A 15,257-nucleotide genomic window follows, 5' to 3' on the forward strand; every position below is an offset into this window, starting at 1 on the left:
GTTTGATCTCAATATTTAGCGATAAAATTAATTATCCAAAAAATTTTTCTAAAAATAAAATCAGGTATATATATATGATTTTTTCAGATAAAAGTGATGTCACTATAGTTATCACAAGTTGTGGAAGGTTTGAACTATTAGAAAATACTATTCAATCATTGGATAAGAATAATACTTATCCAATTGGAAAAGTGATAATTACAGAGGATTCAGGAAACAAAAAAATTGTAGAGGTAATACCAGAACATTGGAAACCTCATTGCGAAATAATAATAAATAATCCCAAGGTTGGACAAATAAAGTCTATAGATCTAGCTTATAGTAAAGTAGAGACACAATATATTTTCCATTGTGAAGATGATTGGCTTTTTTATAGAGATAGATTTATCGAAGATTCACGTTTACTGCTTGAAAAAAATCATGACATTCTGCAAGTATGGTTACGTGATTTTGAAAAAGATATAAAGATTAATTATCCTTTCCATTATCCCTCTAATCCGCAATCGGTCTGTGGAGTAGATTTTTCGATATTAGAAAGCAATGATGAAGTTTGGAAGGGATTTAGCTTTAATCCTGGTTTACGCAGAAAAAGTGATTACTTAAGAATAGCTCCTTACTATGTTGGGAAAGATTTTGGAGAAGCTGAAGCGCATATTTCAAAATTGTATTATGATATGGGAATGTATGCTGTTCTCTTAAAGAATAGTGCAACAGAACATATTGGCTGGGATCAGCATATTATTAATGAAAATGATATTTCCCATAATAAAGACAAAAGACAAAAGAAAATAAAATATTTTTCAATAGGATTTCTTCTTGGTTGTATCTTAACTTTTATTTTTATTTCTTTGATGAAATAATATTTCAATCTCATCATTACAGAGCTCCTTTCTTAGGAGCTTGGGTTATTCATTGCTTCAGTTTATAACTAAAGTGGTATTTTTATACAAATTATTCGATGGTTATTATATAGAAAACATTATTATCAATTGTTGTAATCGTACATAACATAAAGAGATAAATACTACGGTGCTTTAATTAGAATTTTTCATTTTAGAGAACCCTGTAAAATGGAAAAAATAATGCGATAAATATTATGTTTAATTCATAAAAAAGTCACATTTTTTGATCCAAATAATCTCAATTTTATTTCACTGCTATCAAAAAAATTGAAGTGCTCCACTTGAACGGGCGACCATAAACCAACGGGTGCTGAGGTTGGCAGAGGGAACTCATATAGAAAATAGCAGCATTGACTTAAATTAATAGATAATACGATATAACATATTGAACCATTAGAAGTTATGCTGCTTTTGAAGTAAGCTCTAAAAAAGAACTTTTCCTAGAGGGAATGTTTCACACCAACGATGTTTATATTCAAGAGTAGGATTACCTAAGGAATAACGCATAGTTTTGTCTCCCTGTTGGCATAGTACTTTTGCTTGTTGGATATTCACCCACATTAAGATACTACCAACACTAAGGTATGCATATTCAGGGTCATAACCACCATTAATGGCATCAAATGAAATCCATTTAGGACTTTCCGCCGATAGGACAAAATCGTAAGCACAAGGTTTACTGTTGATAAGTAACACACAGCCAAATATATGATCACGAAGCTCTGTATATATTTCAAGTAGATGCTTTTTTTGCTCTTCAGAGTGGTTATAATTCCAACGTTTCTGGTACAAATCGATATAGATGTCCACCAATTCTTGTGCACTAAATTCACTTGAAGAACGAATTTCTCCACCCGCACGTTTGAATTTATTTATTTCGTTGCTGCGGTTCCGGCGGGTTTTGTAAGAAAAATTGTCTTTGATTAAACAGATTTTTCGTTTGTTCAATCGTGGATGATGGCTGATATTGATAAAGTTATCTTTATGGATTGGAGATAATCGCTTTGATTTTACAGGTAGAAATAGCTTAACATTCCTTGCTATGGGGAAAATAATTTCGTCATATGAAAATGGATATCTAGTTTGCATATTTTCAACTAATTTTTTATTTTTAAAAGAAAAATAGGCTCCTTTGATTGAAGTTTCTGTTCTTTTAATATAGAAGAACAATTTTTCATCAAGATGTCTATCCAAAAAGGATATAATGTTGGGATGTGCTGATGTACATCCACCTAAAAGAGTATAAGCTTCTTTATACTGCTCAAAATCGCATTCTTTCCATCCTGAAAGAAGTGCTTTTACTGTCCCCATAGGAAATATCTCCATAAGCATATTATGGTTTGATCTGTCAATAATTAGAATAAGTTAGTCAATTGTACCATTTTACCTAAAAACAATGTAATAGAATATATGATCACTTAATTTAAAAATGATTTATAGTAAAATAATAACTATTTTATAAAATAACAGGTTGACGCTTTCATAATTTTCTTCAAATAAATGACCTTGATTCTGAGTCAATGAGTCTTTAATTAGCTGTAAAAAACATTGGCTTTGATAAAATATAGTAGAAAATGTCTAAGATTAATTGTTTACATATTGATTTTTATAATTTATTAATGGGCTATTAATAACATATTTAAAATATACATGATTCTATGTTACTCTTTCTTAAAAGAAGCAAAGGTTACCGTGACCATCTGAGTGGTCACTTGTAACGTAATAATAATTATACAAAACCATGAAAAATTATTTTCTATAGTAAAATCTTGCAGTTATATATCTTAGTATGGCTGGAATTGAATTTTTTCTTATTCTTCTCCATAAATACATTTTTTTATCTTTAATTTCTTTTAGAAAAGCAATTCTTTCAAGGGGTTCCATGTTATCAGTGCTTCTTTCTATTTTTAGCAGCCAAGATTCACATTTTTTGATGTTGCCAATAGATATTTTACCTTCAGAATGATTGAGTAAATCAATATCTTTCAACGGAATGTTTATACCTAAAGATAAGAACATTTTTCTCTGAATATTATTTGCTGTTTCTTTTTGCTTTTTCTTGTATTCAATCCTAGGATTATTTGGATGTGTACGATATTTTAAAAGAGATTTATTTATATTTGCAAATTTAATTTTTTTTGAAATAACTAATCGGCTCCATAATCCGTAATCTTCCGCATATAGGTCATTTGGATCATATCCATCTGTTAACTCTAATATTTTGTCTTTCCTCATAATCACAGTAGGATGAGCGAAGGGACAATGAAAAAAACATTCAGCAACAATATCTTCATGGTTTATAGCATGTACATCACCCTTAGCCGGGTTCTCCAGATATGTTGTGAATCCTCCACAAACAGCTACATTTGGGTGATCACGCATAAAATCCATTTGAATTTCAAAGCGCTCAGGAATTGCAATGTCATCAGCATCCATTCTTGCAACTAAATTACTAGATGCTATATGCAATCCTTTATTAAGAGAACTAATTAAACCAATATTGTTTTCATTGGTTATTATTCTGATTCGCTTATCTTTTTTGGCATATGAAGATAGAATAGAAGAGGTCGAATCAGTTGAACCATCATCAATTATGATAAGTTCATAACCTTCAAATGTCTGTGATAATATAGAATCAATAGATTCTGCTAAATAATCTTCACCATTGTAGACTGACATTAATACAGAAAGTCTAAGGGATAAGTTCATTATCTACCTCAATGAAAATGTTCATAATATCACTATGGCATATAAGTTTACATAAAACTTATATGCCATGCAAATTATATCTATTTTATCAAGGAAGTTTTATATTATCAAATAACTTCATTGATAAATGTGACTTTTTTTAAATTAATAAAACAGATAAAAAATTAATTTCACTGTTTTATTTAATCTTACACGTCATTTGTTATTAATGATTTTTTATTCATCATCACTTTATAGTATTTTACCTTAAAGCTAAATCTAACACGATTATCTAACATGAAACTGAATATAGATATACTATTAATTAGACTAATTAACGAATGGAAATAATCCCTTGATAAGTAGTTGTGATATTTATATGCAATTTCTATTGCATGACAGGCAGTAAGGTTTCTGAATTTTTCACCAAATACTTTATCATCAATAAATACCACTTCTGCCATGGCATTTATTTTATCTTTATTTATGGACTCAGAAAGACTTCCTTCTCTTTTAATATAATTATAATACTTCATTCTTGTATAATATATTCTGTCGCATTTAACTAATATTGATGAAAATGACAGAGCATCCTCATAGCATGAAACTTCTGGAAAATTACTTCCGTTGAATAAATCTCTTCTGAAAAATTTACCACATGAATGTGCCTGAAATTTTTTATGGATAAGATATTCTTTTATGGCTGTATTTCTATCGAATAGTATCGGAGATAGAAATTTTGATTTATGTATTATATCTTCAGATTTTCTGACATCTTGTAATGGGCTGATTAGCGTGTCAGGTCTTTTTTCTATAAGAAAATCGATGATGTCTTTCATGGAAAAATCTGATAGAAAATCATCGCCATCAACAAAAGTAATGTATTCACCTTTACTTTGCTCAACAGCATATTTCTTTACTTTTCCTAAGCTTTTAAATTCTTTTCTTATATAGATAAAAGAGTCATTCTCTTCTGAAAATTTTTTTAAAATTGAAGTTGTTGAGTCGGACGAACTATCATCTATTAGCAAAACTTCATATATGGAGGGTTCTAAATCAGTTAAAGTGTTCTTTATGCTATTTATACACTTTAAAATTAATTTTTCTAAATTATGAGCAGCCACGACAATAGACAATATTTTTGAACAATCTGAATGTGTGTCTGGTGTTTTAGTAATCATAATAATTAGTTGGCATTTTAGGTGTAGTATTGCTAATACGTAACTTCATAAAATTAGAGATATTTATGAAATTTATTGTTTTTTTAATGTAAGGTATTATTGTGATATATCTTATTTTTTCATAATTTAAATTGATAGTATTCTGCTAATGTCATTCCCTGAGCTAGCGGTTTTATAAACTCAAATAATTCTTCTAAATCTTGATAAAGTTGTTCAATCTGTTCTTCGTTCTTAAATGTTGGGCTTCCACCCGGCATGAACTCGGATGAATGTAGCATAAATTCAATATAATCGCTGCCGCTGGCTAAAGTTTGTTGAATAACTTTTTTCATCAACTCTACATTACCACCTTTTGGACGCAGCCAATTAACTGATGGAAAACGTTTTTTTCCTCTTAATTGATCATATTTTTGTTTAATACAATTCATCATTGAAGAATGCTTATATTGGATACTCATGGGTACTTGCAGTAGGGAAGAACACCCCTCTTTAGAAATATTTTGTAAATCCATAAAATAAGCATGAGTAGGAAAATGGCTATAATCTGTTCCGCCATTTCCGTCAGGATCACCTTTGGTAAAACGCCAATCCACTTTTGGCGTCACAGAACAGTCGACTTGATAACCATACTCAGCCAATAATTGCGCATAATCCTGGTTAAAGGCCCAACGACCGGCACGATGGCTCAACATTTTAGTTTGGAGTTTCTCTTCCAAAAGATGAGTTATAAAATCGACTTTTGCTCTCATTTGCTCTTTAGGGTACTCGATCAGATAAGGCTTATAGTGCATATCATCATCTGTGAGTGGAATAAGAGGCGGGCTGTTCCAGGCATGTAAGTGCATGCCTATTTCCCCGGTATTTCTAAAAATTACATCTTTGGCAAATTCGATGTAACTGTTATCCATTGCCATTTCGTAGTTAGTTAACCAAACAGGCTTAAAGCCAAATTGCTCACATAGTTTCTGGAATCTCGGTAAATATTGCGTATTTTCGGTAGAGATTTGGACACTATTTTGCCAAAGGTTATCGCCTTCAGTATCAATTGTGATGATGAATGCAGGTTTAGTCATAATCTACGGCCTAAATATAAATAAAACATAGAGAAACATTACTGTTTGTGGAAATTGTCTACATAGGTTCAGAGGGTTGTCATATGACCTATATTATCCATATTATGTCTGTAATTATTGAGCACTTATTGCTTTATCAACGATAAATATTTCCCAATAACAACGTCCAAATCAAATTTCTTGTACATATCTTCTGTAATCACTGGTGGATTTTGGTAAACCAGTCGCATTTTTTCCGCTAACGAGTGGGAGGTCAATTCAGACTTATATTGTTCCAGCTCACCCACCATAATCTCGCTGACTCCGCCAGGGCAATTTGTGCTGATAATCGGAGTATTACAAATCAAAGCTTCAATTAAAACATTGCCTAGTCCTTCGCTGTCTGAACTTAATACAACAGCTTTAGCCTCCCGTATTATCGGTAATGGATTCACTAAGAAACCTATTAAGAGAACTTTAGATTGCAAGCCGAGTTCCACAATTTTTTGTTTGATCGCCCTGACTATGTTTTCATCACCTTGGCCTGCAATTAACAATTTACAAGGAAGATTAGCTATAGCAAAAGCTTCCAGTAAGCGATCATGCCGTTTTACACTGTGGAAACGCCCGAGATGAAGAAAATAATTTTCACCTGAATAAGGATTATTTTCTAATGAATAGGATTTAATTTCAGCAAAATTGAATGGATTGTAAATCGTGACCATTTTCTTGGGGGCCAACGATAAGTTTTCTTTCAAATCTAAGCCCACAGCATCAGAGACACAGATCAAGTTATGGTTTTGATAAACACGCTGAATTTTCCATTTCTTAACCCAGCGCGACAATCCCGTTTTATTTTCCAGATACGATTTTGAAAATACACCGTGAATACAAAACCATATGTTCAAGCCAGCCAATATCTTAGACTGCGCGACAATACGATCTGTTTTGTGCAAGTTAGATATCACTAACACAGGAGTGCCTTTTCGAAGAAAGACTTTCTCCAGAACCTTATCCATGGATTTCGCTCTGCGAGAAATCTCAGTCTGTCTTCTAAAAGGTCCTTTATATTCATCGGTATTAATGATTAACTCAACATTATCAGGGATCGGATATTCACATTTGTCAGAGAGAGACAACAAGGTAATATCAAAACCTTTTTGTTGCAGACCATCACATAAACGAATAGTGACATTTTCTGCTCCACCTCCCGGTAGTCCATCAATGATAAATAGAATATGTACTTTCATAGAGAAAGCACCTTGCTATACAATTCCGTAAGCTGTTTAGACAAATAAGCAGGTGTATAGTTCACTATTTTCTTTTTGGATAACATTGAGATCTTGCTGGTTAAATGATCCGCTGGCACTAAAGAAATAGATTCTGCTAAAGCTGAAGTATCCAGGGCATCACACACAAACCCATTTTCTCCTGAAACAATGAATTCAGCTCCCCCGCAAGTGTCACTGGTTATGACAGGTAAACCACATGCCATCGCTTCTAAAATAACGTTCGGGAAAGGATCATATAGCGTTGGTAATAATAATCCGTCCGCCATTTGATAAAATGGCAGTGTCTTTTTTTGTACTCCCAAAAATCGAATACGTTCATGACAACCAAGAGAATTAGCCAACTGCTTATATTTACTTTCTTCTTTGTCTCGACCAATCACGATTAGATACGCTTTCGTCATGCTGATAGCTTCAATAGCCGCTTTCAATCCTTTTCTTTCAAAACCTGAGCCAACATACACAAAACATTTTTCCTGCTCAGGAAGAGCATATTTTTGTCGTAATAAGAGCCGCTCAGCTTCCTCAACAGGAAAAAATTGTGATTGGTCAATGGCATTATAGATAACAGAGATTTTCTCATCAGGCAGACCAAAATCTTCCATTACCTCATGCTTTACCATCTGAGAGTTGCAAATGACCTTTTTCAATTCAGGTGCAAAATACATTCTTCTTTCAGCATCCATAACATAACGGTGATAGCGACTGACAAAAAGTAATTTGCTTTTCCAGGAGGGTAAAATCCGTGCTCTTTGCTGCAACCAGCGTTGATGGACACCATCCCCTGCCCGATAAACATCACATCCGGCAATGCGTTCATGGCTTTGAACGATATCGAATTTCTCCTTTTGCCAAATAGTCCTGGCAGCATCAGCGAACCCTCTTTCTCTGCTGATGCGTCCCCATTTAAAAGGGTTTGCCAAATGCACGTGCCAATTAGGATTTATACTCCCTTGCCAAGAGCGAGTAATCACGTTTAAGTCTAGTTTGTTATTATCTAATGCTTCAAGCGCCCTAGAGATAAAACGTTCAGCACCTCCATCAGGGCGATATTTTTGCCGTACAATGGCAAGGCGCACAGGTTTCATGGTAAATATCTCCGGGCAGCAGCAATCACGACATCAGTCGGGATAAGATCCAAATAGCGAATATCTGTTTTGGTATCGATATCATCAGGGTCAGGTAATTTACCGTAATTCCCTGCCCAAATCACTTCTCCGTTAACATTCCATGGGTGCCAGAAAGCTAATTTAGATGGCCCAAATAACGTGATGCAAGGCGTTTTCAGTGCAGCTGCCATATGCATGGGAACAGAATCAACCCCAATAAATAGTTTGGCATGGGCAATCAACGCTCCAAGTTGAGGTAATGTAATTTGACCAGCCAAAGAGAGAATATTCTCCTTAATACAGTTGGATAATATTCTCTCAACCATCTCTTTTTCCCGCTCTTCCGTGCCTGATGTTACGATAATTGAGTGTCCATCTGCCTGCAAAGCATTAATGGTTTCACTCATGTTTCTGTCATTCCAACACTTAAAAAACCAACGTGACGCAGGATGAATAACGATATATTTGTGATTAATGCCGCCAATGCGCAAAAGATCAGACACTTTTCGCCAATCTTCTTCACTATAACTCATTGTTACATTGAAATTGATACTAGGAAGATTAAGCGGTTTCAATGCTGATAGGTTCTGCTCAACAACATGCAGGGATTCTTCACCTTCGGTAGAAACCAAATCACTAAAACAGATTTTCCACAAGAAATTTTGTCGCTTAGGAAAATCAAAAGCGACACGAGTTGAAGCACCGGAAATTTTTGACACTAAGGCACTGTACCACTGGTCAGCGAGGTTAATGATGAGATCATACTTCCGCTTTTTCAATTGACTCAGTAAACACCAGTGATGGACGATATAAGCTTTTGTACCTTCTTTTTTCCACTGCCTGTCTACAGAAAAAATATGGGATATTGAGGCGAAATTCATCAACATCGGCTCTGTTTCTTTGTACAGTAAGATATCGACCTCGGCGTCAGGAAAATTTTCTTTCAATGTATTTACAACTGGGGTAACAAGCAGTGTATCACCATGATGCCTTAATTTTATGATCAGAATCTTTTCAAATCGAGGGGGTATTTTGCCCATTGTATTTCCAATATTCGCGATTGAGGCAGAAATCTTGTTTCATTATATTCTAAAAATAGTTACTTTCTCCTTCTATCTTTAGATATCAGGTGTATTTGACTGATAAATAGGATAATCTCATTATCCTTTTAGGGAAAACCGCGCAACATATCCGCATTTTACACACTTTCCTCAAGCCAATGTGATATTATAGCCACAGTCTATGTCAGTGAATTTGATAGAATGTTGCTTCGCTTATATCAGGTACTTCTCTACCTTATCCAACCAATTATCTGGTTACGTCTGCTGCTGCGCAGTCGTAAATCACCTGCGTATCGCAAACGCTGGGGGGAACGTTATGGCTTCTGCGCCAAAAAAGTTACCCCTGGTGGAATTTTACTTCATTCCGTTTCTGTTGGTGAGACATTGGCTGCCATCCCATTAGTACGGATCTTGCGGCATCATTATCCTTTTTTGCCCATTACCATAACTACCATGACACCGACTGGCTCCGAAAGAGTTTTGTCTGCTCTGGGGACGGATGTTAACCACGTATATCTTCCCTATGATCTACCGGGTTCAATGAACCGCTTTATTGATCACGTTAATCCAAAATTGGTGATCATTATGGAAACCGAGTTGTGGCCAAATCTGATAACCCAGCTACACCAACGTGGAATCCCTCTGGTCATCGCCAACGCAAGGTTATCAGCCCGTTCTGCGGTGGGATATCAGAAAATTAATAACTTCATTAAAACCATTTTAAATAAGATCACATTGATTGCTGCACAAAATCAGGAAGATGGTGAACGTTTTATCGAACTGGGGTTAAGACGTTCTCAGCTCTCTGTCACGGGTAGCCTTAAATTCGACATTTCTGTTACACCAGAATTAGCGGCAAAAGCGATTACTTTACGTCGCCAATGGGCTCCCCATCGTCCTGTATGGATTGCAACCAGTACGCATGATGGTGAAGAAAGTATTCTTTTGGAAGCACATTGCAAGCTGTTGAAACAATTTCCTAATCTCTTATTAATTCTGGTTCCCCGTCATCCAGAGCGTTTTAACAAGGCAGCAGAATTAACCCAAAAAGCGGGGCTGAGTGCGATATTACGCAGTGCAGGTACGATCCCTGAGGCTGATGTACAGGTTGTTATTGGGGATACCATGGGTGAATTGATGCTCCTCTACGGTATTGCTGATTTGGCTTTTGTCGGGGGTAGCCTGATAGAGCGCGGTGGACATAATCCATTGGAAGCGGCGGCGCATGCTATTCCGGTTATTATGGGTCCGCATACATTTAATTTTAAAGATATCTGTGCCAAGTTAGAGAAAGCGGATGGGCTGATTACTGTCACGGATAGCCAATCATTAAGCTCAGCTATCAGTAGCCTGTTGACAGACGAAGACTATCGCCGTTATTACGGTCACCATGCCGCAGAAGTCCTGCACGAAAATCAAGGTGCGCTTCAGCGCTTGCTAAAATTACTGGAGCCTTATCTTCCCCCAAGGAGCCATTAATGAGTGACAAAAAACGTCTGTCTGTTGTCATGATTGCCAAAAATGCTGCTGATGTGATTACTGATTGCTTACTTTCCGTAAGTTGGGCAGATGAGATCATCGTTTTGGATTCCGGAAGTACGGATGCAACTTGCCAAATAGCCAACGAGATGGGTGCAAAGGTCTACACAAATACTCAGTGGCCCGGCTTTGGTCGCCAGCGGCAGCTCGCGCAATCCTATGCCAGCGGTGATTATATTTTCATGATCGATGCTGACGAACGAGTGACTCCAGAACTAAAAGCATCTATTGAACAAGTTATAATCAACCCTGATGACAATAAAGTCTATAGCTGCTCACGTCTCAATCTGTTTATGGGACGGTTCATGCAACACAGTGGCTGGTATCCTGATAAAGTCATTCGCCTCTATTGCCGTGAACGTTACCAATACAACGATAATCAGGTTCATGAATCCCTTGACACTCAAGGTGCTTCTATCGTGGCACTCAAGGGCGATTTACGCCATTTGACCTGCCGCAATCTGATGGAGTTTCAGCAAAAGCAATTGAATTATGCAAGAGATTGGGCAAAGCATCGGCACGAGCAAGGTAAAAAAGTGTCTTACTCCTCTGTTTTAACGCATATGCTAGGTGCATTTTTCAAAACTTGGCTATTGAGGGCGGGTTTTCTTGATGGTAAGCAAGGATTGGTGTTGGCTGTTGTAAATGCTCAGTACACATTTAATAAATATGCCGCACTTTGGGAACTGTCTCAAAAAAAGAGTAATTACGATGAAAAGAAAAGCGATTTACCCCGGCACCTTTGACCCTGTTACTAACGGTCATCTTGATATCGTTACTCGTGCCGCAAATATGTTTGACCATGTTCTGCTGGCTATCGCCAACAGTGACAGAAAAAATCCCATGTTCAGTTTGGAAGAACGTGTCACGTTGGCGAAAGAGGTGACAGTCCATCTGGAAAATGTTGAGGTGGTCGGGTTTAGTGAATTGATGGTTAATTTTGCGAAAAAACAACAAGCTACCATCTTAATTCGCGGTGTGCGTTCTGTTGCTGATTTTGAATATGAATATCAGCTTGCCAATATGAACCGACATTTTATGCCGGAACTGGAAAGTGTTTTTTTGTTGCCTTCGCAAAATATGTCCTTTGTTTCATCATCTTTAATCAAAGATGTTGCGCGGCATGATGGGGATATTTCATCTTTTCTGCCTGAGTCAGTTGCACGGGCAATGCTACAGAAATTAGATAAGTAAATTATCACTCAGAGGGGGCAATGAACTTCGCCCCCAATGTGTTTAATGCTGACACACACGGCAAAAAAACGTACTGCGTTGCCCTAATTTGATACATTCTATTTTTCCTCCACATCGTGGGCAAAGTTCACCTTTCTTGCCGTAGACAAACAACTCTTGGGCAAAATACCCCGGTTTACCATCAGATTGCAGAAAATCTTTCAGCGTTGTCCCGCCTTGTTGAATTGATCGATGCAAAATCTGTTTGATGATATCGACCAATGAATAAGCTTCTTGCTGTGTCAGTGAATTCACGGGGCGTTCCGGTAAGATATGTGCAACAAATAAGGCTTCGTTGGCATAGATATTTCCAACACCAACAACGACTTTATTATCCATTAACCAAGGTTTAATCGCGGTCTTCTTGTTGCGGGAAAGGGAATAAAGATACTCACCATTAAACAGGTCAGAAAGAGGTTCTGGGCCTAAATGAGACAGTACGCTACATTCATCAAGATTATTGCTCCACAACCATGCGCCAAAACGCCGGGGATCGGTATACCTTAGAATTTTCCCATCGGCCATAATCAAATCAACATGGTCATGTTTTTCCGGAGGGAGTTCATCCAATAGAATACGTAAACTACCAGACATGCCCAGATGAACAATAATCCAGCCTTCAGGCAGTTCAATCAGCAAATATTTTGCCCGGCGCTGGACACTAAGGATCGGCCTATCTGAAAGTTTCATGATTTGTTCGGAAACAGGCCAGCGTAAACGCGAATTTCTGACCTTAGCATATTGGATTATATTACCAACTAAGTGGGGTTCAATTCCCCTGCGGCTGGTTTCCACTTCTGGTAACTCCGGCATACCGACTCCTTGAATAAGTTATCTGCAACATGATGTCTAAGCAGATAAAGATACCGTTTTCATGTATCATTTGCAGCTAAATTTGGTTGGAATGACTGGCTTAATATTCATTGAGATAATTTTTCTGCTATCACGTTCGTAATCAATTTTGCACGCTGATCCCAGTTAAAACGTTCTGCAACCAATCTCTGTGAATAATTTACTTTTGCCATCGTTTCATCTGGATGGTTTATCAGCCATTGGATCTGTTCGGCAAAACTTTCTGCATTTTCACTATCGGCAAAATTTACTGCATTTTCATCAACAGCATCACGGATGGAAGGGAAATCAGAAATAACCACAGGTTTACCCATAGCCATATATTCAAAAAGTTTTAGGGGAGAGGTATAACGACTGCCGATACTGGTTTTTGTCAGCGGCAGAACACAAATATCGTTATCAGCAATAACCTGAAAGCGATTTTTAGGTTGAACAAAACCCAGAAAATTGACTTTGTCATCTACGCCAATCTGCTCAGCTGTCTGCCTCAATCGTGTAATTTGTTCAGGCGTACCGCCAGCAATATTCAACACTGCGTTATCAAGGAAAGACATGGCCTTCATAACAGTCGGCACGCCTTTCCAACGATGCAAGCTCCCTAAATAAAGCACTTGGGTTGGGGAAATGTTTTGGTATTCTCTGCCAGAAAGCGTCAATCTTGTAGATTCTGCTGCGAACATATCAACGCCATCAGGAGCGACTACAATTGGTGTTTTAACACCATATTCTTTATAAATATCTTCACGTAACAGCGAGGTCAGAGCGAAGACAACCTGAGAGCCATCATAAACTTGTTTTTCAGTTTCCCTCAGTTTCTGATATTTACGTTGATTTTTCCGCCTGACCAAATTATGGGATTCTTTAAATGACTGAGAAAATACTTCATGGCTTTCAAAGAAATGAGGAATTTCAGGGTGCTTACACAATAGATAGTTCGCCATTTTTATATTGCGAGTAAAAATAGCATCAACCTGATGTTCTTTAAGCCAACGAGAGACCTGAAAATAAAACAATTTTTGAGTATTGAGTGGAAAATACCATTTTCTGCGGATATTGTGTAAAGCAATTAACTCTACAGAAGGCGGAAGTGCTCTGCCAATAATTTCTTGAACTTGGTTTTGGCCTTTTGGAGTAATCAGACAAACGTGATGTCCTTGACGAGCAAAAGCATCAACATTTTGCAGAATCTGCAATGAAGCAACTCGATAATCAGGCACAGGGTAAGGGTCAATATAGGCGATTTTCATTATTTTTTTATGGCATTCAATAAGCGATTCGCAGAGTGTTCCCAAGTATACATAGCCTCAATCCTCTGACGGGCGTATCTACCCATACTTTTCCCTCTATCTTCTAAAGATAAAAGATGATTGACCGCATCAGTAATCGCTTTAGCATCACCGGGAGTTACCAAAATACCTGCTTGGTTCTCGTTTCCAACTACTTCTGGTATACCGCCTATATAACTGGCAATCACGGGGCGTCCACACGCCATCGCTTCAGCAATAGTAATACCAAATGCTTCATCACCAATGCTAGGGAAAATACCGGCATCACCCGCAGAGTAAAATTCAGGTAATTGATCATGACTGACAGGAGAGTGAAAAATAACTGATTTTTCCAATTGTAATGCTGAAACCCGCTTTTCCAGCTGTTTTAGCTCTTCGCCTGCTCCAATAATCAGTAACTTTACACCCTTATCCTTCAATAACACCATCGCATCAATGGCTACTTTCATGCCTTTCCAGCCCACCAATCTGCCGGCAAACGTTAACAAAAAGGTGTCTTCATTGATGCCTAATTGAGTTCGGATACCAGAATCAGTAGGCTTGAATTTATCGGTATCCACGCCATTATAGATAACGTTCGGAAATTGCTTAAAGTGATGCTGGATCTGCCAAGCATTGAAATGACTGCATGCTACCCAAGTGGATATTTTTCTACCTAATATACGGTCACCTTTAAAAAAGCTGGTTCCACCACTCATATAGCAAAACTTGGTATGGGACGTTTCAGGTATCATCCTAGGCCAGAAGAAATCAAAGGGTTTTGTTAAGATCACCCAATCAAAATTTTCGGCAATAACCGCCTCACGAGCATGACGGGCAAAAGAGTAGCGTTCAACAATGCGTTGAAAACGACGCCCAATATTGGGAACTCGCTCTCTAGGAATAAACGGAAAAGTATGAATGTAGATATTTCGCCCATCTGATGCGGGCCGAATATTACCTGTTCCACCGAAAATATGGATTTCATGCCCCGCATCGGTTAATGCCTTGGCCAACTCCCAAACTGCGGTTTGAATGCCGCCATAAGACACGGTAACGGTAACATCAATAAATCCTATTTTCATT

Annotated in this window: 14 protein-coding genes; 4 read left to right on the forward strand and 10 right to left on the reverse strand. The window is 37.2% G+C overall.

Annotation, left to right across the window (positions count from 1 at the left end):
• Window positions 1–74: 74 nt before the first annotated feature.
• A complete protein-coding gene (locus AACQ81_RS09380; RefSeq protein ID WP_237387059.1) occupies window positions 75–860 on the forward strand; it encodes a glycosyltransferase family A protein in 786 nt (261 codons plus the stop codon).
• Between the two features lie 465 nt (window positions 861–1,325).
• On the opposite strand, the gene AACQ81_RS09385 is transcribed toward AACQ81_RS09380, so the two are convergent.
• The 7 genes from AACQ81_RS09385 to rfaQ form a co-directional block, all read right to left on the reverse strand.
• Entirely contained in the window at window positions 1,326–2,213 is an 888-nt protein-coding gene (locus tag AACQ81_RS09385) for a GNAT family N-acetyltransferase (RefSeq protein ID WP_237387060.1), read from the reverse strand.
• Between the two features lie 438 nt (window positions 2,214–2,651).
• Complete coding sequence (locus tag AACQ81_RS09390) at window positions 2,652–3,611, reverse strand: glycosyltransferase (protein ID WP_237387061.1); 960 nt, start codon at window positions 3,609–3,611, stop codon at window positions 2,652–2,654.
• Between the two features lie 188 nt (window positions 3,612–3,799).
• Entirely contained in the window at window positions 3,800–4,771 is a 972-nt protein-coding gene (locus tag AACQ81_RS09395; RefSeq protein WP_237387062.1) for a glycosyltransferase, read from the reverse strand.
• Window positions 4,772–4,890: 119 nt separating this feature from the next.
• Entirely contained in the window at window positions 4,891–5,844 is a 954-nt protein-coding gene (locus tag AACQ81_RS09400) for a polysaccharide deacetylase family protein (RefSeq protein WP_237387063.1), read from the reverse strand.
• Between the two features lie 125 nt (window positions 5,845–5,969).
• A complete protein-coding gene (locus AACQ81_RS09405) occupies window positions 5,970–7,073 on the reverse strand; it encodes a glycosyltransferase (RefSeq protein WP_237387064.1) in 1,104 nt (367 codons plus the stop codon).
• Window positions 7,070–8,200 (reverse strand): glycosyltransferase family 4 protein, encoded by a 1,131-nt coding sequence (locus AACQ81_RS09410; RefSeq protein ID WP_237387065.1) that lies wholly within the window; start codon window positions 8,198–8,200, stop codon window positions 7,070–7,072. The genes AACQ81_RS09405 and AACQ81_RS09410 overlap by 4 nt, the downstream gene beginning before the upstream one ends.
• Complete coding sequence (gene rfaQ, locus AACQ81_RS09415) at window positions 8,197–9,261, reverse strand: putative lipopolysaccharide heptosyltransferase III (protein ID WP_237387066.1); 1,065 nt, start codon at window positions 9,259–9,261, stop codon at window positions 8,197–8,199. Before rfaQ ends, AACQ81_RS09410 begins: the two co-directional genes overlap by 4 nt.
• Before the next feature lie 222 nt (window positions 9,262–9,483).
• On the opposite strand from rfaQ, the gene waaA reads away from it, so the two are divergent.
• From waaA to coaD, 3 genes are read left to right on the forward strand one after another with little or no spacing between them, the layout of a single operon-like run.
• Window positions 9,484–10,761, forward strand: a complete 1,278-nt coding sequence (waaA, locus tag AACQ81_RS09420; protein WP_237387067.1) for a lipid IV(A) 3-deoxy-D-manno-octulosonic acid transferase — start codon at window positions 9,484–9,486, stop codon at window positions 10,759–10,761.
• Complete coding sequence (locus AACQ81_RS09425) at window positions 10,761–11,567, forward strand: glycosyltransferase family 2 protein (protein WP_237387068.1); 807 nt, start codon at window positions 10,761–10,763, stop codon at window positions 11,565–11,567. Before waaA ends, AACQ81_RS09425 begins: the two co-directional genes overlap by 1 nt.
• Window positions 11,533–12,015, forward strand: a complete 483-nt coding sequence (coaD, locus tag AACQ81_RS09430; protein WP_237387069.1) for a pantetheine-phosphate adenylyltransferase — start codon at window positions 11,533–11,535, stop codon at window positions 12,013–12,015. The genes AACQ81_RS09425 and coaD overlap by 35 nt, the downstream gene beginning before the upstream one ends.
• Before the next feature lie 42 nt (window positions 12,016–12,057).
• Here coaD and mutM read toward each other — a convergent pair whose 3' ends face one another.
• The 3 genes from mutM to AACQ81_RS09445 form a co-directional block, all read right to left on the reverse strand.
• Window positions 12,058–12,867 carry a bifunctional DNA-formamidopyrimidine glycosylase/DNA-(apurinic or apyrimidinic site) lyase gene (mutM, locus tag AACQ81_RS09435; RefSeq protein ID WP_237387070.1) on the reverse strand — a complete coding sequence of 270 codons (810 nt, stop codon included), beginning with the start codon at window positions 12,865–12,867 and terminating at the stop codon, window positions 12,058–12,060.
• Between the two features lie 107 nt (window positions 12,868–12,974).
• Complete coding sequence (locus tag AACQ81_RS09440; protein ID WP_237387071.1) at window positions 12,975–14,153, reverse strand: glycosyltransferase; 1,179 nt, start codon at window positions 14,151–14,153, stop codon at window positions 12,975–12,977.
• The gene (locus AACQ81_RS09445) at window positions 14,153–15,256 is read right to left on the reverse strand and encodes a glycosyltransferase family 4 protein (protein WP_237387072.1); all 1,104 of its coding nucleotides are present in this window, start codon (window positions 15,254–15,256) and stop codon (window positions 14,153–14,155) included. Before AACQ81_RS09445 ends, AACQ81_RS09440 begins: the two co-directional genes overlap by 1 nt.
• Window position 15,257 lies beyond the last annotated feature (1 nt).

This window comes from Xenorhabdus sp. Sc-CR9 (genome assembly GCF_963897815.1).
In the GTDB taxonomy this organism is placed as follows: domain Bacteria; phylum Pseudomonadota; class Gammaproteobacteria; order Enterobacterales; family Enterobacteriaceae; genus Xenorhabdus.